The sequence below is a fragment of the Blastococcus sp. CT_GayMR19 genome, assembly GCF_004570385.1.
In the GTDB taxonomy this organism is placed as follows: Bacteria; Actinomycetota; Actinomycetes; order Mycobacteriales; family Geodermatophilaceae; genus Blastococcus_B.
In genome coordinates this window covers 195373-214502 of sequence record NZ_SPQL01000006.1, presented here as the reverse complement: position 1 = coordinate 214502, position 19130 = coordinate 195373, and the positions used below count along the sequence as shown (strand labels likewise).

Annotated in this window: 19 protein-coding genes; 9 read left to right on the top strand and 10 right to left on the bottom strand. The window is 73.2% G+C overall.

All coding sequences use genetic code 11. From position 1 onward, the window contains the following. Positions 1-27: 27 nt before the first annotated feature. Complete coding sequence (locus E4P39_RS10990) at positions 28-657, bottom strand: class I SAM-dependent methyltransferase (RefSeq protein ID WP_135136547.1); 630 nt, start codon at positions 655-657, stop codon at positions 28-30. Further along, complete coding sequence (locus tag E4P39_RS10985; RefSeq protein WP_135136546.1) at positions 654-1625, bottom strand: NAD(P)/FAD-dependent oxidoreductase; 972 nt, start codon at positions 1623-1625, stop codon at positions 654-656. Before E4P39_RS10985 ends, E4P39_RS10990 begins: the two co-directional genes overlap by 4 nt. Positions 1626-1674: 49 nt before the next feature. On the opposite strand from E4P39_RS10985, the gene E4P39_RS10980 reads away from it, so the two are divergent. Next, positions 1675-2271 (top strand): XRE family transcriptional regulator, encoded by a 597-nt coding sequence (locus E4P39_RS10980; RefSeq protein ID WP_135136545.1) that lies wholly within the window; start codon positions 1675-1677, stop codon positions 2269-2271. A gap of 28 nt (positions 2272-2299) precedes the next feature. Here E4P39_RS10980 and E4P39_RS10975 read toward each other — a convergent pair whose 3' ends face one another. The 3 genes from E4P39_RS10975 to E4P39_RS10965 are packed head-to-tail and all read right to left on the bottom strand — an operon-like array spanning position 2300 to position 7799. After that, positions 2300-2653: a Rieske (2Fe-2S) protein gene (locus E4P39_RS10975; RefSeq protein ID WP_209306480.1), complete on the bottom strand. Its 354-nt coding sequence runs from the start codon at positions 2651-2653 to the stop codon at positions 2300-2302. Continuing rightward, positions 2650-5181 carry a nitrite reductase large subunit NirB gene (gene nirB, locus E4P39_RS10970; RefSeq protein WP_135136544.1) on the bottom strand — a complete coding sequence of 844 codons (2532 nt, stop codon included), beginning with the start codon at positions 5179-5181 and terminating at the stop codon, positions 2650-2652. The genes E4P39_RS10975 and nirB overlap by 4 nt, the downstream gene beginning before the upstream one ends. A gap of 20 nt (positions 5182-5201) precedes the next feature. Next, complete coding sequence (locus E4P39_RS10965) at positions 5202-7799, bottom strand: molybdopterin oxidoreductase family protein (RefSeq protein WP_135136543.1); 2598 nt, start codon at positions 7797-7799, stop codon at positions 5202-5204. 146 nt (positions 7800-7945) lie between these two features. Here E4P39_RS10965 and E4P39_RS10960 point away from each other — a divergent pair, with 146 nt between their 5' ends. From E4P39_RS10960 to E4P39_RS10950, 3 genes are all read left to right on the top strand, one after another. Then, the gene (locus E4P39_RS10960) at positions 7946-8614 is read left to right on the top strand and encodes a GNAT family N-acetyltransferase (protein WP_135136542.1); all 669 of its coding nucleotides are present in this window, start codon (positions 7946-7948) and stop codon (positions 8612-8614) included. Positions 8615-8691: 77 nt separating this feature from the next. Continuing rightward, the gene (locus E4P39_RS10955) at positions 8692-9060 is read left to right on the top strand and encodes a YciI family protein (RefSeq protein WP_135136541.1); all 369 of its coding nucleotides are present in this window, start codon (positions 8692-8694) and stop codon (positions 9058-9060) included. Next, positions 9057-10304 carry a sigma-70 family RNA polymerase sigma factor gene (locus E4P39_RS10950; RefSeq protein WP_209306479.1) on the top strand — a complete coding sequence of 416 codons (1248 nt, stop codon included), beginning with the start codon at positions 9057-9059 and terminating at the stop codon, positions 10302-10304. Before E4P39_RS10955 ends, E4P39_RS10950 begins: the two co-directional genes overlap by 4 nt. A gap of 202 nt (positions 10305-10506) precedes the next feature. Here the strand turns inward: E4P39_RS10950 and E4P39_RS10945 are convergent, their stop codons facing one another. After that, entirely contained in the window at positions 10507-10887 is a 381-nt protein-coding gene (locus tag E4P39_RS10945) for a nuclear transport factor 2 family protein (RefSeq protein WP_135136540.1), read from the bottom strand. A gap of 127 nt (positions 10888-11014) precedes the next feature. Here E4P39_RS10945 and E4P39_RS10940 point away from each other — a divergent pair, with 127 nt between their 5' ends. Further along, complete coding sequence (locus E4P39_RS10940; protein WP_167761760.1) at positions 11015-11371, top strand: metalloregulator ArsR/SmtB family transcription factor; 357 nt, start codon at positions 11015-11017, stop codon at positions 11369-11371. Next, positions 11368-11850, top strand: coding sequence for an SRPBCC family protein (locus tag E4P39_RS10935; RefSeq protein ID WP_135136539.1), 483 nt, complete (start codon positions 11368-11370; stop codon positions 11848-11850). Before E4P39_RS10940 ends, E4P39_RS10935 begins: the two co-directional genes overlap by 4 nt. Positions 11851-11923: 73 nt before the next feature. Here the strand turns inward: E4P39_RS10935 and arfB are convergent, their stop codons facing one another. The 4 genes from arfB to E4P39_RS10915 all read right to left on the bottom strand — a co-directional run bounded on the left by arfB (position 11924) and on the right by E4P39_RS10915 (position 14892). After that, positions 11924-12364, bottom strand: coding sequence for an alternative ribosome rescue aminoacyl-tRNA hydrolase ArfB (gene arfB / locus E4P39_RS10930; protein WP_135136538.1), 441 nt, complete (start codon positions 12362-12364; stop codon positions 11924-11926). Positions 12365-12379: 15 nt separating this feature from the next. Further along, positions 12380-13411, bottom strand: a complete 1032-nt coding sequence (locus tag E4P39_RS10925; protein ID WP_135136537.1) for a phosphotransferase — start codon at positions 13409-13411, stop codon at positions 12380-12382. 32 nt (positions 13412-13443) lie between these two features. Then, on the bottom strand, positions 13444-13917 hold the full coding sequence (yidD, locus tag E4P39_RS10920) for a membrane protein insertion efficiency factor YidD (protein WP_135136536.1): 474 nt from the start codon (positions 13915-13917) through the stop codon (positions 13444-13446). Positions 13918-14034: 117 nt separating this feature from the next. Continuing rightward, positions 14035-14892 (bottom strand): glucose 1-dehydrogenase, encoded by an 858-nt coding sequence (locus tag E4P39_RS10915; protein WP_135136535.1) that lies wholly within the window; start codon positions 14890-14892, stop codon positions 14035-14037. Between the two features lie 103 nt (positions 14893-14995). Here E4P39_RS10915 and E4P39_RS10910 point away from each other — a divergent pair, with 103 nt between their 5' ends. The 3 genes from E4P39_RS10910 to E4P39_RS10900 all read left to right on the top strand — a co-directional run bounded on the left by E4P39_RS10910 (position 14996) and on the right by E4P39_RS10900 (position 18987). Next, positions 14996-17557 carry a DEAD/DEAH box helicase gene (locus tag E4P39_RS10910; protein WP_135136534.1) on the top strand — a complete coding sequence of 854 codons (2562 nt, stop codon included), beginning with the start codon at positions 14996-14998 and terminating at the stop codon, positions 17555-17557. A 2-nt stretch (positions 17558-17559) separates the two neighbouring features. Next, positions 17560-18144, top strand: a complete 585-nt coding sequence (locus E4P39_RS10905) for a GNAT family protein (RefSeq protein WP_209306478.1) — start codon at positions 17560-17562, stop codon at positions 18142-18144. A gap of 264 nt (positions 18145-18408) precedes the next feature. Beyond that, positions 18409-18987: a hypothetical protein gene (locus E4P39_RS10900; RefSeq protein ID WP_135136533.1), complete on the top strand. Its 579-nt coding sequence runs from the start codon at positions 18409-18411 to the stop codon at positions 18985-18987. The last annotated feature ends 143 nt before the right edge of the window (positions 18988-19130 follow it).

Genomic DNA, 19130 nt, shown 5'->3' with positions numbered 1-19130 from the left:
ACTTTCCGCGCGGCAGGTCCCTCGCCGTCAGGCCCGGCCGCGGCGCGCCACGAGCACGGTGTCCGGCGCGTGGTTCGCCGTCCGGGAGACGGCGTCCGGGTCCCGTTCCCGGGTCTCGGTGACGACGTCGCGCCACTCCTCCGGGTCGAGCAGCGACGCGACGTCCTCCGCGGTGTAGAGCACGCCGGGGTCGTGCGCGTGGTGCTGGCCGTGGCCCCAGTCCTCGCCGAGGAGGTGGCCCACCACGAGCAGGGTGCCGCCCGGCGCGACCGCGGCCGCGAGCCGCCTGAACATCGTCGGGCGGTCCGACCAGGTGGCGTGCAGGTAGTGCGCCGTCACCAGGTCGAAGCGCCCTTCCGGCGGCGTCCAACCGTCGAGGTCCTCGTGCCGCCAGTCGATCCGGTCCGCGAGCCCCCGGGCCCGGGCGACCGCGGCGGCGCGCTCCAGCGCGACGGCCGAGAAGTCCACCGCGGTGACGCGCCAGCCCCGCTCGGCGAGCCAGAGTGCGTCGCCGCCCTCGCCGCTGCCGGCGTCCAGCGCGGTGCCGGGCGGCAGATCGGCCGCCTCGACGACCAGCTGGCGGTTGGCCCGGCCGCTCCACACCGCCGGCGTCGAGCGGTAGAGCTCGTCGTAGGACTCCCGGTCGACGGCGCTCATGCAGCCACGCCCCGCTGCGCGGCGACGGCGTTCCGGGCGTCCTCCATGACCAGGTCGGCGTTGATCATGGCGCCGGCCCGCATCCCCGCGGCGGCGGAGACGACCACCTGCGCGGACATGTCGGACACGTTCCCCGCCACCCACACCCCGGGAACGGCGGTGGCCCCGGTCGGGTCCGCGGTCACGGCGCTGCCGACGACGTGGCCGCGCGTCTCCTGCTCCGTCGCCTCGAGCCCCAGGGAGGCGAGGACATCAGCATTGGCGGTGAACCGCGGCGCGACGACGACGGCGGCCCGCAGCACCACCTCGCCCGCGACCAGGCGGACCCCGGTGAGCCGGTCGTCGGTCACCTCCAGCCCCGCGACCTCGCCGTCCACCGTGCGGATGCCCAGCGCGGCCAGCTGATCGGCCTCCTCGTCCGCAAGTTCGGGCCCGGTGTGCCGGAAGAACGTGACGTCGTCGCTCAGCTGCCGGAACAGCAGGGCCTGGTGCACCGACATGGGACCGGTCGCGAGGATGCCGATCGCCCGGTCGCGGACCTCCCACCCGTGGCAGTACGGGCAGTGCAGGACGTCTCGGCCCCAGCGCTCGGCCACCCCCGGCAGGTCGGGCAGCTCGTCGACCAGGCCGGTGGCCACCAACAGCCGGCGGGCCGAGACCTCGCGCCCGTCGGCGAGGGTCACGCGGAAGGTGCCGTCGTCCTCACGCCGGGCGGCCGTGACCACGCCGGACACCACCTCACCCCCGTACCCGGCCAGCTCGGCCCGTCCCAGGGCGAGGAGCTCCCCGGGCGGGGTGCCCTCCCGGCCCAGGTAGTTGTGCACCCCGTCCGCCCGGGCGTTGCGCGGCTGCCCCGCGTCGACGACGAGCACCGACCGGCGCGACCGCGCCAGGGCCACCGCCCCGCTGAGTCCGGCGGCACCGCCACCGATGATGACGACGTCGTAGTGCTGGTCCCTGGAAGTCATGCCGCCACGGTCTCCTGTCGTGGCTGCTTCGACAACTATGCTTGCCGGTATGGCAAAGACTTTCGAGCCTCCCCCGGTGGACGACGTCCTGGATGCGGTCGGCCCCCGGCTGCGGGCGCTGCGCACCGAGCGGGACCTGACTCTCGGCGCCGTCTCGCGGACGACCGGCGTCTCCGTCAGCACGCTCTCGCGGCTGGAGTCCGGCGGCCGGAAGCCCACGCTCGAGCTGCTGCTGCCGCTGGCGCGCGCCTACCAGGTGGCGCTGGACGACCTGGTCGAGGCGCCGCCGCCCGGGGACCCGCGCGTCCACGGCCGCCCGTTCGACCACAACGGCGTGACGATGGTGCCGCTCACCCGTCAGGACGGCGGGCTGCAGGCCTACAAGCAGGTGTTCCCGCCGCGGTGGCCGGACGTCCAGCCCGAGCAGAAGGTGCACGACGGCTACGAGTGGCTCTACGTCCTGTCCGGCCGCCTGCGTCTGCTGCTCGCCGCACGGGACTTCGTGCTCTCCGCCGGCGAGGTCGTCGAGTTCGACACCCGCGTCCCGCACGCCCTGACCAACCCGTTCCCCGAGCCTGCGGAGGTGCTCACCCTCTTCGGCCCGCAGGGCGAGCGCATGCACGTCCGCGCCCGCCCGAAGGCCTGACCCGCTTCCGGTACCGGAAGCGGGAAGGTCAGACGTCGACGACGAGGTAGCCGTCGCGCTCGCGCACCGGGTACAGCCGGACCGGCGGCGCGCCGCCGGGCGAGGTGCCGTCGGCCCACCGGAAGGCGTACTGGTGCAGCGGGCAGACCAGCACGTTGACGTCGGTCTGCCCGTCGGCCAGCGGTCCGCCGGCGTGCGGGCAGGCGGCCTGGGTGGCGTGCAGCGAGCCGTCGCGCAGCCGGAAGACGGCGATCTGCGTGCCGCCGGCGACGAAGGCCCGCCCCTCCCCCGGCGGCACGTCGTCGGCCATCCCGACCGTGTAGGCCTTCACGCCCGCGCCCTGGACGGCGGGCGCGGCGGTGGTCAGTTCGCTGATGCTCATCGGACGGGCACCTTCGGGAGGGCGATCAGGGGCAGGGAGGGCCGGAACTGGCCGGGGGTGGCCGGCTGCTTCGCGTCCTGGCCCCACGGGTCGGTGTAGGCGTCGATGGAGCGCTGCATCCCGGCGTCGAGGTCGGCGACGATGCCCTCGGCGTCCTCGAGGAGGACCTCCTTGAGCCGGTCCAGCCCGATCCGGGGCACGAAGTCGTACGTGCGCTCCAGCCAGTTGGCGTTCTCGCGGTAGTACTGCAGGAAGCGGCCGGTCAGCTCGAGCACGGCCTCCGGGGAGTCGACGGTGGCGAGCAGGTCGCCCTTGCGCACCGAGGCGCCCGCCGCCCCGCCGACGTAGACCTCCCACTTGCCGTTGCCCACCGCCACGACGCCGACGTCCTTCACGTAGGCCTCGGCGCAGTTCCGCGGGCAGCCGACGACGGCCATCTTCATCTTCGCCGGGCTCTCGATGCCCTGGAACCTGGTCTCGAGGTCGATGCCGAGCTGGGTGGAGTCGCCGAGGCCGAACCGGCAGAAGTCCGATCCGACGCAGGTCTTCACCGTGCGCATGCTCTTGCCGTAGGCGTATCCCGACGGCATGCCGAGGTCATCCCACATGGCGGGGAGGTCCTCCTTGCGGACGCCGAGGAGGTCCAGCCGCTGGCCGCCGGTGATCTTCACCATCGGCACCTCGTACTTCTCGGCGACGTCGGCGATCTTCCGCAGCTGGGCCGGTGTGGTCACCCCGCCCTTGATCTGCGGGACGACGGAGAAGGTGCCGTCGCGCTGGATGTTGGCGTGGACGCGGTCGTTGATGAACTCGCCGTCCTTCTCCGGGACGTAGTCGTGGCCCCACAGCATCTTGAGCAGCGAGGTCAGGCCCATCTTCGACCTGGCGTCGTCGACCCCGCCCGGGGCGAGGGCCGCGAACACGGCCGAGACGCTGCGCAGGTCCTGCGCCCGGATGGCGGCCATGAGCTCGGGCTTGGCCATCGGGATGCCCGGGACGTACCAACTGGCTGATACGTCCTCGGTGACGTCGCCGTCGGCGGCCCACTCGACGATCTGCTTGACCAGCGACTTGCAGGAGCCGCAGCCCTTGCCGGCGCGGGTCTTGTCCATGACGGCGCCGACGCTGCCGCAGCCGTCGGCCACGGCGCCGCAGATCGCGCCCTTGGTGACGCCGTTGCAGTTGCAGACCTGCGTGGTCGCCGGCATCTCCGCGACGCCCACTTCGACCGCCCCGTCGGAGAGGTCGACGAGCAGCTTGATCCGCTCCTCGGGCAACGCCAACCCGCGGTCGAAGGCCTGGGTCAGGAAGGCGACCTTGCGGGTGTCGCCGAGCAGCGTGGCGCCGACCAGCCTCTCGTCGCGGATCACGACCGACAGGTGCACGCCCCGCCGGGGCTCGGAGATCACGAGGAACTCGTCGTCCTCGCGCTCGGGGGTGTTGATGCCCATGACGGCGACGTCGACGCCGGCGACCTTGAGCTTCGTGGCCGTCCGGCTGCCGTGGTACTCCGCCGTCGGGTCGGTTCCGGTGAGCACGTCGGCCAGCACTCTCGCGTGCTCCCAGGCGGGGGCGACCAGGCCGTAGACCTCGCCGCGGTGCTGCGCGCACTCACCGATCGCGTAGACGTCGGGGTCGTCGGTGCGCAGCTGGTCGTCGACGACGATGCCGCGCTCCACCTCCAGGCCCGAGCGGACGGCGATGTCGGTGGAGGGCCGGACGCCGGCGGCGACGACGAGCAGGTCGGCGTCGATCCGCCGTCCGTCGGCCAGGCCGACGCCCTCGACGGAGTCGATCCCGAACACGTCGGTGGCGAAGACGTCGAGGTGCACGGTGATCCCGAGCTTCTCGACGCTCCGCTTGAGGATCGCGCCGGCCTCCGGGTCGAGCTGCATGTTCATCAGGTACGGCATGGCGTGCACGAGCTCGACGTGCAGGCCGTGGCCCTGCAGCGCGCGGGCGGCCTCCAGGCCGAGCAGGCCGCCGCCCATGACCACGGCCTTCCTGCACCGGCCGACGGCGTCGAGCATGGCGCGGGTCTCGTCGATGGTCCGGAACCCGTAGACGCCGGGCCGCAGCTCGCCGTCGTCGGTGCGGACGCCCTTCATGGGCGGGATGAAGGAGTAGCTGCCCGTGGCGAGAACCAGGTGGTCGTATGCGGTGACGGTGCCGTCGGCCGCGTAGACGAGCTTGGCCGCGGTGTCGATCCGCTCGGCCATGACGCCGGCCCGCAGCGTGACGCCGTTGTCGGCGTACCAGTCGTGGCTGTTGAGGACGATGTCGTCCTCGTGCTCCTCGCCGGCGAGGACCGGCGACAGCATGATGCGGTTGTAGTTGCCGTGCGGCTCGTCACCGAAGACCGTGATCCGGAACTGCTCGCCGCCGCCGCGCTCGAGCACCTCCTCGACGAAGCGCGCACCCGCCATGCCGTTGCCGATCACGACCAGCCGAGCGCGCGGGTCGAGGTCGTCGTCGTCCAGGTGGAGTGCCGTGAGCCCCTCGATGCGGCCACCGAGAACGGCGTTCATCGACCCTCCCGACCCGCCCACTAGACCTCCACCAGGCCCAGGTCGACGACGATCTCGCCGGTGACGCCCTCGGGCGCCGCGGCGTGCAGCTCGATCACGCAGCCCCCGGCCAGGTCCTCCACGACGCGCAGCGGCACGTGGGTGTCGCCCTTCGCGCCGATCGGGAACCAGCGCATCGGCACGCCGTCGCGCAGCAGCAGGACGTACACCAGCTCGGCCGTCGAGTTGCCGCCGCGGAAGTACAGCGCCTGGGCCGACATCCCGAGGGGCACGGAGTACCGCAGGGCGGCGTCGAGCGGGCCGGGCTTGGACAGCCCTTCCCCGACGATCGGGTAGACGCCTTGCAGGAAGCGTGGGGTGCTCTTCATGCGGGTGCTCCTCTTCCGGGACGGGGCCCTGGGCTCGGGGGTCGTGGAGTGCTCGGGGGTCGTGGACGGCTCGTGCGAGCGGGTCTGCGGCTGCGCTGCCGGAGGGGGGATGCGTTCGTCGGGACCGCCGACGCGGGTGACGGCGACGGCGCAGACCTTGAAGGCGGGCATCCGGCTGGTCGGGTCCAGCGCCGGGTCGGTGAGCACGTTGGCGCTGGACGGGCCGCCCCAGTGGAAGGGCGCGAAGACGACGTCGCGCCGGATCGTGTCGGTGACGTGGGCATGGAAGCGGGCGACGCCGCGGCGGGTGGCGAGCTCCACGACGTCGTCCTGACCGATGCTCAAGCTCCGGGCGAGGTCGGGGTGCAGCTCGGCGCGCGGCGTGGGCGCGATCAGCGAGAGGCTCCTCGTGCGGCGGGTCTGCGTGCCCGACTGGTACTGGGCGAGGACCCGGCCGGTGGTGAGCACGTACGGGTAGTCGGCGTCGGTGGGCTCGTGGGCGTCGACGTGCTCGACGCGGAGGAAGCGCGCCCGGCCGTCGGGGGTGGCGAAGCGCTCGGTGAACAGCCGCGGCGTGCCCGGGTGGGCCTCGTCCGGGCAGGGCCAGAACACGCCCTGCTCGTCGTCGATCCGGCGGTAGCTGATGCCGGCGTAGTCGGCCACTCCCCCGGCGCTGGCCCGGCGCAGCTCCTCGAACACCGTCTCCGGGTCGCCGCTGAACCTGTCGCCGGCGCCCAGCCGGTCGGCCAGGGTGGCCAGGAGCTGCAGGTCGTCGGGGACGTCGGTCGGCGGGTCGAGTGCCCGGCGGCGGCGGATCACCCGGCCCTCGAGGTTGGTCATGGTGCCGTCCTCCTCGGCCCACATGGCGCTGGGCAGGACGACGTCGGCGAGCTCGGCGGTCTCGGAGAGGAAGAAGTCGCTGACCGCGAGGAAGTCGAGGTCGCGGAGCCGGCTGATCACCCGGCGCGCGTCGGGCGCGGAGACCGCGACGTTCGACGCCAGCACCAGGAGCGTGCGCACGCCGCCGTCGGTGCCGAGCGCGTCGAGCAGCTCGAAGGCCGACTTGCCGGGCATCGGGAGGTCGTCGGGGTCGACGCCCCAGACGGCGGCGACGTGGGCGCGGGCCCCCGGGTCCTTCAGCGAGCGGTAGCCGGGCAACTGGTCGGCCTTCTGGCCGTGCTCGCGGCCACCCTGGCCGTTGCCCTGACCGGTCACGGTGCCCCAGCCGCTGCCGGGGCGGCCGGGCAGCCCGAGGGCCAGGGCCAGGTTGATCCACGCCTGCGCGGTGTCGGTGCCGGACCGGTGCTGTTCGGCGCCCCGGGCGGTCAGGATGATCGCCTTCTCCGCCCGCGCCAGGGCGAAGACGGTGCGCCGCTGGTCCGCGACGGGCACGCCGGTGAGCCGCTCCACCCGGTCGGGCCAGTAGGCCCCGACGCCGGCCCTCACCTCGTCGAACCCGGTGGTACGCTCGGCGATGTACGCCTCGTCGACCAGGCCCTCGGCGAGCGCGATGTGCAGCAGCCCGTTGGCCAGGGCGAGGTCGGTGCCGGGCAGCACCTGGAGATGCAGGGCGGCGTTGCGGGCCGTCGCCGTCTTCCGGGGGTCGACGACGACGTGCTGCGCGCCCCGGGCACGGCCCTCGTCGAAGTACTGCATCGCCGGCGGCATGGTGTCGGCCGGGTTGCTGCCGACGAGGACGACGACATCGGCGGCGGCGATGTCGCTCAGCGGGAAGGGCATGCCGCGGTCGAGGCCGAACGCCCGGTTGGCCGCGCCCGCCGCCGAGGACATGCAGAACCGGCCGTTGTAGTCGATGGCGCTGGTGCGCAGGGCGACGCGAGCGAACTTGCCGAACTGGTAGGCCTGCTCGTTGGTCAGCGAGCCGCCGCCGAAGCAGCCGACGGCGTCGCGGCCGTAGCGGGCCTGGGTGCGCTCGACCGCGTCGACCAGCCGCCCGAGCGCGTCCTCCCAGGTGGCCTCGACCAGCGGGCTGGTGCGGTCGCCCGGGGTGGCCCGGACGAGCGGGCGCAGCAGCCGCTCGGGGTGGTCGAGCAGCTCGGTCGACGACCAGCCCTTGGAGCACAGGCCGCCCTTGTTGGTCGGGAAGTCGGCCGGGACGAGGGTGGCGGGGCGGTCGCCCGCGGTCACCTTCATGCCGCACTGCAGGGAGCAGTAGGGGCAGTGGGTCAGCGTCGTCCGTGCGATGCCGAGCCCGCGGGCGGCGGACTCGGGAGACGCGGCGGCGGGCATGGAACGAGGGTCTGTCGGTCTCGTTTCCCATCCGAACCACCGGCGTCAACGCTGCGTTCCGTCGTCCTCACCGCAACCGTCCGGCCACTGTGCGTTCCCGGGACGGCCGAAATGGCCATATTGGCCGAGGGTGGTCGAATGGCGGCGTGACAGCTCACCGTCCCACCGTCCGGCGGATCGACGACCCGGACGACGACGGCCCCGACGTCCGCCCGGCGGAGCAGCGCGACGTGCCGCGGATCGCCGCCACGCTCACCATCGCCCACGCCGACTCCCGCTGGACCCGGTGGGCGCTGCCCGACGACGGCCGGATGCAGCGGCTGACCCGCCTGCACGAGCTCGACGCCGGCCACCGGGGCGTCTCCACCGGCGGCGCGTGGGTGACCGACGACGTCACCGCCGTCGCCGTCTGGGAGCCGCCGCCCGGGGCGCCCGGCACCTCCTCGCTCCCCTCCGACGTGCGCGCCGCGCTCGACCGGGAGCTGCCGTACCTGGCCGCGGGCCGGGCCTCCGTCGTCGCGGAGACGGCCGCCCTCGTGACGGCCGCCCGGCCGGACGGCCCGCACTGGTGGCTGGCCCACCTCGGCGTCCGGCCGACGTCCCGGCGCCGGGGTCTGGCCGCGGGGGTGCTGGCCCCGGCACTCGTGCGCTGCGACGCCGACGGGCTTCTGGCGGCTGCCGCCGTCTTCAGCTGGGCGAACGTCCGCTTCCTGCGCGGGTTCGGCTTCGAGGTCACCACCACGACGCGGACGGCGGACGACGCCCTGCCGCTGTGGGTGGTCGTGCGGCAGCCTCAGCCCGTGGCCGCCGGCTGACTGTCGATTTCGGCGGGCGCCGTTCGTACAAGGGGTGAGCAGCCGGCGCGACGCCGGCGCCGACCGAGGAGGTACAGATGCCGCGTTACCTGATGACAGTCGTCGAGCCGAGTGTCGGCGAGCCGCCCACGCCGGAGGCCCTGGAGCGGATCATGAAGGACGTCGACGCCCTTCACCGCGAGATGGCGGACGCCGGGATCTGGGTGTTCGGCGGCGGCCTGCACCCCCCGACCACGTCCACCACGCTGCGACCTTCCGGCGGCGACATCCTGGCCGTCGACGGCCCGTTCATCGAGGGCAAGGAGCACGCGGGCGGCTTCTCGGTCATCGACGTGCCCGACCTCGACGCCGCCCTCGCGTGGGGCCGCAAGCTCGTGCGGGCGACCACGATCCCGATCGAGGTGCGCCCCTTCTACGCGGACTCCACGGACACCCCATCGGCGTGACCGGGCCGCCCACGGCGGAGATCGAGCGGGTGTTCCGCGAGCACTACGGGCGCGCGGTCGCCGTCCTGATCCGTCTCCTCGGCGACATCGGTGCCGCCGAGGAGGCCGTGCAGGACGCCTTCCTCACCGCCGTGGAGCGGTGGCCGACCGACGGCCTGCCGCCCAGCCCCGCGGGCTGGATCGTCACGACCGCCCGCAACCGCGCGATCGACCGTCTCCGACGGGAGGCGACGCGCGCCGACAAGTACGCCCAGGCGGCGCGGCTCTCCGCCGACGCCGAGCCGGAGGAGGCCGGACCCGTGCAGGACGACCGGCTGCGCCTGATCTCCACCTGCTGCCACCCGGCGCTCGGGACCGCCGCGCAGGTCGCGCTCACCCTGCGGCTGCTCGGCGGGCTGACGACGGCGGAGATCGCGTCCGCGTTCCTGGTGCCCGAGCCGACCATGGCGCAGCGGCTGGTGCGGGCCAAGGGGAAGATCCGCGACGCCCGCATCCCCTACCGGGTGCCCACGGAGGCGGAGCTGCCCGACCGGCTCCCGGCCGTGCTGGCCGTCGTCTACCTGATCCTCACCGAGGGGCACACGGCCACGTCCGGCGAGCGCCTCATCCGGGAGGACCTGTGCGCCGAGGCGATCCGGCTGGGCCGGCTGCTGGCCGAGCTCATGCCCGACGAGCCCGAGGTTCCCGGGCTGCTGGCGCTGATGCTGCTGACCCAGGCGCGACGGGCCGCGCGGACGACGCCCGACGGCGGCCTCGTGCTGCTGGCCGATCAGGACCGCACCCGCTGGGACCGCGACCTGATCGCCGAGGGCCAGCAGCTCGTGCGCCGGTGCCTGCGCCGCAACCAGCCGGGTCCCTACCAGCTGCAGGCGGCGATCAACGCCGTGCACACGGACGCCGCGACGGCGGCCGACACCGACTGGCGCCAGATCGTGCAGCTCTACGACCACCTGCTGGCGATCGCCCCGAGTCCGGTGGTGGCGCTGCACCGCGCGGTGGCGCTGGCCGAGGTGGACGGCGCGGCGGCGGGACTAGCACTCGTCGACGCGCTGGACCTGCCGCGCCATCACGTCTTCCACGCCGTCCGGGCCGACCTGCTGCGGCGACTGGGCCGGGAGGACGAGGCTGCCGAGGCCTATGACGCCGCTGTCACGCTGTCCGGCAACGCGCGGGAGCAGGCGTTCCTCCGGCGTCGACGGGACGAGCTGACGCGCGGGCACGGCGCACCACGACGGTCGCACTGAGCGGTCGACTCCCGCGCCTCAGGAGCGGCCTGCGCCGCCGATTCGGTGAGTACCTTCTGGCTACGACTGGAGCGGGACGTTCGAGCCCGAGGAAGACGTGGCACCCGACAGCTGAGCTCGCTGCCACCGGTTGGACCGCCGCCGTTCCTGACCGGCGGGCAACCAGGAACCTCGTGCAACTGGTCAGCCGTGCGGCCTACGGCTACCCCATGGGCTCGACCCATCGGGCCCGCCATTCGGGTGGATCCCACGGCTCCCCGAAGTAGATGCGCTCGCGGACGACCTTGCCGTCGCGGAACTCCATGATGCCCACGACATGGAGAGGCTTCGTGTCGTCGTAGCGGATCGCGTACTCGTTGACCCACAGGTCCAGGAGGCCGATGGTCCGATGCATCTCGAAGGTCACGCGGGCGGGATAGGCCGACCGAAAAGCGATGATGTGGGCCTTGCCGCGGATGCGCTCCCTGCCCTGGGGGAACTCGAGCACGGCCTCGTCCGCGTAGATCTCGGAGGCGCGGACGATGTCGTCCGTGGACGCGTCGAAGTGATCCTTGATCATCGCCCGCACGGCGTTCTCGTCCATGTCGAAACCTCTTCTGCGGTTCCCCGGGTCGGCACATCGTAGGAGCCCTCGAGGCCCCCAGCGGATCGCTGCATGGCGCTCGAGACCGCCTTGACGGCCCGGCTCCGTTCGTCCAGGCTAACCGTTCGTGGGCACTTACCGAGAGGCCGACGCGTGGAGCGCGCTGGGTGACCCCTCTCGGCGGGCCATCGTCGAATGCCTCGCCGAGCGTCCGCGGGCGGTCGGCGAACTGGCGGAAGCCCTGCCGATCAGCCGGCCGGCCGTCTCCCAGCACCTGAAGGTGCTCAAGGACGCTGGGCTGGTCGCCGAGCGCGTCGCCGGCACCCGCCGGATCTACCGGCTCAATCCGGCCGGCGTCGCGGCCATGCGCGACCAGCTCGACACCTACTGGAACCGGGCGCTGACCGGATTCCGGGACGCCGTCGCTTCCCCCGATGACAGCGAGGAACAGGACGTCGTCGAACCAGGACAGGAGAGGTCATGACACAGGCAGCCACCGCCGCCATCCGCAAGCAGATCATCGTCGAGGCATCCCAGGAGCGGGCCTTCATGGTGTTCACCGAGAACTTCGGGGACTTCAAGCCGCGCGAGCACAACATCATGCGGTCGCCGATCGCCAGGACCGTGTTCGAGCCGCAGGTCGGCGGGCACATCGTCGACATCGCCGAGGACGGCAGCGAGTGCCGCTGGGCGCGGGTGCTGGCCTTCGAGCCGCACGAGCGGGTGGTGTTCAGCTGGGACATCGGCCCGGACTGGCAGCTCGTCGCCGACCCGGACAACGCCAGCGAGGTCGAGGTGCGGTTCATCGTCGAGACGCCGCAGCGCACCCGCGTCGAGCTCGTGCACCGCAACCTCGACCGGCACGGCCCCGGCTGGGAGGCCGTCCGCGACGGCGTTGCCACCGACCAGGGCTGGCCGCTGTACCTCGACCGCTACGCCGGCCTGCTCGCCCCGCCCAGCTGACCCGGTCGCTCCGCATTTCTGCCGCTGCGTCGGTCGCTTCGTCGAAGCCGGCCTCGGCGTCCGCACGCTCGAGCTACTCCCATGAGCGGCGCTGCTTCTTGAGCTGCCCGCGCTGCTTCTTCGCCTCGATCCGGCGTTCCTGCGACCCGCGCGTGGGCTTGGTGCGGCGCCGGCTCGGGGGTGGAGGCGCGAGCGCCGCACGGAGGACGGCGGCCAGCCGTTCCCGCGCCGCCTGCCGGTTGCGGAGCTGCTGCCGGTGCTCGCTGGCCGCGATGGTCAGGACGCCGTCGGTGAGCCGGCTGCCCAGGCGCGCGGCCAGCCGCTGCCGCTGCGAGTCGCTCAGCCCGGGCAGGTCGAGCGGGGCCACCGACAGCTCGACCCGCGAGTCGGCGGTGTTCACCCCCTGCCCGCCGGGGCCCGAGGACCGCGAGAAGCGCCAGTTCAGGGCGGCGGCGGGGACGACGAGGGAACCGGTGACCGCCAGGTCCCCGGCGGCGTCGTCGTTGGCGGCCATCCGTGCAGTCTGACGTCAGCCGCGGCCGGGGGCAGCGCTCAGGGTGCCGGGCGCGAGGTGCTCCGCCGTCCAGCCCGGCACGGCGTCGGCCCACTCCCCGACCTCGTCGGCGTGGACGCCCTGCAGGATCCGGCGCCAGGTGAGCGCGCGCTGCAGCGGTCCGACCTGCAGGGCCCGGTCGCACTGCTCCCGCAGCTGCTGCGGGCTCCCGTGGTCGCGCCACACGTCGAGGTAGGAGTCGCGGAGCCGGAACAGCACCGGATGTCCGGGAGGCACGGCGAGGGCCTGTCGCGCCATCCGCAGGGTGACCAGCAGGCTGAGGAACGGGTGGGAGACGGAGGCGTCGCCCCAGTCGAAGAACCGGTGCCGGTTCCGCGAGACGAAGACGTTCGCGTCGTGCAGGTCGTCGTGCTGCAGCGTCGCCGGGATGCCGCCGTCGGCCAGCTGCCCGCACAGCTCGGCGTATCTGGTCAGATCAGCGACCACCCGCTCCCGAATCCGGGGCGCCAGCCCACCCTCGCGTCCGGCGAGCTGCGCGTCGTCGTCGGCCAGCAGGTCGCCGACCAGCGCAGGCAGGCGGTCCGGCCGGGAGTCGGGGACGCCGAGCGCCAGCATCTCCGCCGCGTGCGGCACGAGCTCGAGCTGCAACCGGGCATAGGCGCGGAGCATCGACTCCCAGGCCTCCGCCAGGGTCGCCCCGCCGACGTCGCGCAGCGTCCGGCCGCCGTCCGGGAGGAGGATCAGCCGACGCCCGGCGTCGATGGCCAGCGGTACCAGCACGCGGTCGGGCACCCAGCCGCCCAGCGCGACGGACAGTGCGGGCTCGTGCGCCGAACCGGGCCCGACGGCTTTCAGCCAGACGGCCCCGCCCCGCACGGGCAGCCGGAACGCGGTCGACCAGGGGTACACGTGCGGCTGCGCGGGTTCGCCGTCGAGGGTCAGGCCGGCATGCTCGAGTTCCGCACCGGCCCAGTCGAGGGCGGCTGCCCGCCACGCCGGGTCAGTCCAGGTGCCGACCCCGGCGGTGGGGCTCTCCTCGCTGCGCACCGGGGAACGATAGGTGCCCCGCCACCCCCTGCTCAGACCGCCGGGACCGCATCCGCCCCGCGCGCCGCCCCCGGCCGGCAGCGGACGAGCCGCCGCAGCGTGAGCCAGCCGCCCCGGCGGGCGCCGTGGCGCTCCAGCGCCTCGACGGCGTACGCCGAGCACGTGGGCTCGAAGTGGCAGCAGGGCGGGCGCTTCGGGCTGATCTCCCGCTGGTAGACGCGGACCGCGGCGATCATCCGGGCGGTCACCCGGGTGCCGCGCCCGCCCGTGCCCTCCCGACCGACCGCCCGCAGCGTCGTCGGGGCCAGCAGGAACGAGTCGGTGCCGCAGCCGATCGCGTTGGCCAGGCAGCAGCCCGTGTTGAGGAACAGCAGGTCGCGGAGGCAGGAGTCGTCGCGGCGGTACCCGTGGCCGCGGCCGAAGCCCCGCCGGCCGTAGCCGTGGCCGTACCCCCGATGCGACCGGCGGCGCCGCGGACCCCAGTTGCTGCTCCAGATGAAGACCATGGGTACCCGTTACCGCCGGATGCGCGCGCCCATGCGTCTCCCCGGCCGTCCTCGCGCCGAGATCCGCCCCACGACGGTCGTGCCGGCGTGGAAACCGCCGTACAGCTCGGCGCACCGTCAGAGGATGGGCTTGCCCCCGGTGACGGCGATCCGCGCGCCGGAGACGTAGGAGGCCTCGTCGCTGGCGAGCAGCACGTAGACCGGCGCGAGCTCGGCGGGCTGCCCGGCGCGGCCCATCGGCACCTGCTCGCCGAAGCCCTCCACCTTCTCCGGCGGCATGGTCGCGGGGATGAGCGGCGTCCAGATCGGGCCGGGGGCGACCGAGTTGGCCCGGATCCCCTTCTCGGCCAGCATCTGCGCCAGCGACGCGGTGAAGTTCGCGATGCCCGCCTTCGTCATCGCGTAGGGCGCCAGGTCGGGGCTCGGCATGTCGGAGTTGATCGACGACGAGTTGATGATCGAGCCGCCCTCCGGCATGTGCGGGATCGCGTCCTTGCACAACGTGAACATCGCCGTGAGGTTCACCGCCAGGGTGTGGTCCCACTCCTCGTCGGAGACCTCGTCGAGCGACGGATGGTTCATCTGGAACGCCGCGTTGTTCACCAGGATGTCGACCTTGCCGAACTCCTCGACGGCCTTCGGGATGATCGTCTTCGTGTGCGCTCGGTCGGCCAGGTCACCGGCGACCAGCACGCACTTCCGGCCGGCCTCCTCGACGTGGCGCGCGGTGTCCTTCGCGTCGTCGTGCTCATCGAGGTAGTGGATGAGGACGTCGGCGCCCTCGCGGGCGAACGCGATGGCCACCGCGCGCCCGATGCCGCTGTCGCCGCCGGTGATGACGGCCGCCTTGCCGGCCAGCCGCCCGGAGCCGCGGTAGCTCTCCTCGCCGTGGTCGGGCTTCGGCGTCATCTCGCCCAGGACGCCGGGCGGCTCCTGCTGCTGAGCGGGCTGGCTCTCGGGACGGGGCTCGGACACGTCTCCTCCTGCGATCCGGGTGCGTCCGCGTCCGGCTACCCGGCCCGCCGCGCCCGACACCTGCACGGGAAGGGAAGTGCCGTCGGGCACGCTGTTCCTCACGATGTCCTCCTCCCTTGCCGCCCCTCCCCTGCTCGACGACGCCGGTGACCTCGCCGCCCTGCGCGCCGAGGGTGCCGATCCCGACCAGCTGTTCGCGAGCTTCGCCGCGTGGGCCGAGGCCGGCGGCACCGTGCTCTACCCGGCGCAGGAGGAGGCGCTGATCGAGCTGGTCAGCGGCGCGAACGTGGTCCTCGCGACGCCGACCGGGTCCGGCAAGTCGCTGGTCGCCACCGGCGCGCAGTACGCGGCGCTCGCGGCCGGACGGCGGAGCTACTACACGGCACCGATCAAGGCGCTGGTCAGCGAGAAGTTCTTCGCGCTCTGCGGGGTCTTCGGCGCGGAGAACGTCGGCATGCTCACCGGCGACGCGTCGGTCAACCACGACGCCCCGATCATCGCCTGCACCGCCGAGGTGCTGGCCAACATCGCGCTGCGCGAGGGGGGTCAGAACGACGGCCTCGGCGACGTCCTTGTGGTTATGGACGAGTTCCACTTCTACGGCGATCCCGACCGCGGCTGGGCCTGGCAGGTGCCGCTCCTGGAGCTGCCGAAGGCGCAGTTCCTGCTGATGAGCGCCACCCTCGGCGACGTCACGTTCCTCCGCGAGGACCTCACCCGCCGCACCGGCCGGCCCACCGCGCTGGTCGCGAACGCCGAGCGCCCGGTGCCGCTGCACCACTACTACGCGACCACGCCGATGCACGAGACGATCCAGGACCTGCTGGACACCAGGCAGGCGCCGATCTACGTCGTCCACTTCACGCAGGCCTCGGCCCTCGAGCGGGCGCAGGCGCTGATGAGCGTCAACGTGTGCAGCAAGGAGGAGAAGGCGGCGATCGCCGACCTGATCGGCGGCTTCCGGTTCTCCTCGGCCTTCGGGACGACGCTGTCGCGGCTGGTGCGTCACGGCATCGGCGTCCACCACGCGGGCATGCTGCCCAAGTACCGGCGGCTGGTGGAGCAGCTGGCCCAGGCCGGGCTGCTCAAGGTCATCTGCGGCACCGACACCCTCGGCGTCGGCATCAACGTGCCGATCCGCACGGTCCTCTTCTCCGCGCTGAGCAAGTACGACGGCACCCGCACCCGGCTGCTGCAGGTGCGCGAGTTCCACCAGATCGCCGGGCGGGCCGGGCGCGCGGGCTACGACACCGCGGGCACCGTCGTCGTCCAGGCTCCGGAGCACGAGGTGGAGAACCTCAAGCAGTTCGCCAAGGTCTCCGACGACCCGAAGAAGCGCCGCAAGCTGGTGCGCAAGAAGGTGCCCGACGGCATGGTGCCGTGGAGCGAGGCGACGATGAACCGGCTGGTCGAGGGTGAGCCCGAGAAGCTGACCAGCAACATGCGGGTGTCGACGTCGATGATCCTCGACGTCGTCGACCGGCCCGGTGACCCGTTCGTCGCGATGCGCCGCCTGCTCACCGAGAACCACGAGCCGCGGAAGAAGCAGCTCGCGCACATCCGCGAGGCGATCGGCATCGCCCGCTCGCTGCTGCAGGCCGGCGTCCTCGAACGGCTGCCCGAGCCCGAACCGGACGGACGGCGCTACGACCTGACCGTCGACCTGCCGCCGGACTTCGCGCTCAACCAGCCGCTGTCGACCTTCGCGCTGGCCGCGATCGACCTGCTCGACCCGGACTCCGACACCTACGTCGTCGACGTCGTCTCGGTGATCGAGGCGACCCTCGACGACCCGCGCCAGATCCTCGCCGCGCAGCTGAACCAGGCCAAGGGCGAGGCCGTCGCACAGATGAAGGCCGAGGGCATCGAGTACGACGAGCGGATGGAGCTGCTCGAGGAGGTCAGCTACCCGAAGCCGCTCGAGGAGCTCCTCGACGCGGCCTTCGAGGTCTACGTCCGCACCAATCCGTGGGCGGCCGACGCGCACCTGTCGCCGAAGGCCGTCGTCCGGGAGATGTGGGAGCGGGCGTTCACCTTCCGCGAGTTCGTGAACACGTACGGGCTGACCCGCGCGGAGGGTGCGGTGCTGCGCTACCTGTCCGACGCGTTCAAGGCGCTGCGGTCCGGCGTGCCCGCGGACGCCCGCACCGAGGAGGTCACCGACCTCGTCGAGTGGCTCGGCGAGCTCGTGCGCCAGGTGGACTCGTCGCTGCTGGACGAGTGGGAACAGCTGACCTCGCCCGACCAGCCGCTGGACGTCCCGGTCGCGGTGCCGGCCCGCCCGCGCCCGCTGACCGGGAACGAGCGCGCGTTCACCGCGATGGTGCGCAATGCGCTGTTCCGGCGGGTGGAGCTGTTCGCGCGGCGGCGCTGGTACGACCTGGGCGAGCTGGACGGCGGCGCCGGCTGGGACGCCGACCGATGGGAGTCCGTGGTGCGGGCCTACTTCGCCGAGCACGGCGAGGTGCAGACCGGGGCCGACGCCCGCGGACCGGCGCTGCTCATCGTGGACAAGTCGGAGCCCGGCCGCTGGAAGGTGCGGCAGATCCTCGACGACCCCGAGGGGAACCACGACTGGGGCTTCGACGTCGAGGTCGACCTCGAGGCCTCGGACGAGGAGGGCAGCGCCGTGATCCGGATGGTCGACGCCGGCCGCAAGGACTGAGCGTGGAGTTCCGGCACCTCACCACGGCACGGCTCCGGCTGGACGCCGTCGTCCCCGACGACCTGGACGCGCACTTCGCCCTGATGTCGGACCCCGCTGTGTGGGAGCACCTGCCGTCGGGCCGGCACACCTCGCCGGAGCGCACGGCCGAGGGGATCGAGCACTCCGTGGGCCACTGGGAGCGCGACGGCCTCGGCTACTGGACGGCGCGGCTGCTCGTCCACCTCGGCGGCACACCCCTGCGCGCCGGCGACGTGGTGGGCACCGGCGGCTGCGCCGTCCGCGTGGGGACGTCGTGGTGGAACCTCTACTACCGGCTCACGCCGCCCGCCTGGGGGCACGGGCTGGCGAGAGAACTGGTCGAGGCCGCCCTCGACACCGCCCGCGCGGTGGACCCGGACCGGCCGGTCGTCGCCTACCTGCTCGAGCACAACGTGCAGTCCCGCATCCGGGCCGAGCACGCCGGCCTGACCCTGGTCTGGCGGGGACCCGACGCCGGCAATCCGGATCCGGACGCCGTCCGTCTGGTCTACGCCGACCGCCCCCTCGACGCCGACCTGATCACCCGGATCGCCGAGCACCCCTGACGCCCCGGCACCCGGCACCGGACGGGAAGGGACGTCGGCCGATTTCGTCCGGCGCCGTGCCGGTTCTGCCGCCACGACGGTCCTCCCCGTCCTACCCTGGGGAGCAGCGGGTGCCTCCCCTCGCCCGCGCCGTCGGAGGACCCGATGACCGAGCGCCTACAGCCTTCCGGTTCCGGCTCGCGAACGGCGCGCAGGCGAACGTCGCGGTCCCGCGCCGGCGGCATCTGGGGCGCACGGACGATTCCCGGTGCCACGGCCCGGGACGTGGTCGCGGAGAGCGAGCCGAACCTCTTCGGTCTGCCGGCGGAGATCGTGCGGGACGACGACACGGGCGAGCGTCCGTCCGCCGACATGCCCGAGGCCCCGCCGTCCGACGTCGGTCTGGTGGTCGTACGGCGTCCCGACCGGATCGGCGCCGGTGCGCTCGTCCTCGCCGGTGTGGCCGCGAACGTGAGCCTGTCGCTGTCCTGGGCGCCCGGCGACGGCCCCTCCGGCCTGTCGCTGCTGCGGCGCGGCGTCGAGGAACTGGGTGTCGGCGCCGGCACGTGGGCTCTGAACGGGCTCTGGCAGCCGTTCGTCGTGGTGCTGTGCGGCGGCCTGCTCGTCCTGCTCGGTCTCCTGCTGCTCGTGCCCGCCCGCGCGCACCGGCTCGTGGGGGTGCTGGCGCTGGTCGTGTCGCTGACCGCGGCCACCGCGATCGTCCTCCTGATGGCCGACGGCGGCTGGGGGGCCGACCAGTTCGGTCCCGGGATGTGGTGCGCCGTGGCGGTCCCGGTCCTCGGCGCACTGGGCTCGCTGAAGGCGATGCTCACCACCCCGCTGGTCACCGTCGTTCCCTCCTGATCCGCCCCCCGCGCGGGTTCCCCCGCCCTCGTCGCGCAGGCCCCGACCGGCCGCGAACGCACCCAGGCACCAGAAGGCGCTTTCGGTACCGAAAGCGGCGGCGTCCACTCCCGCTCTCGGTACCGAAAGCGGGATGTCACATC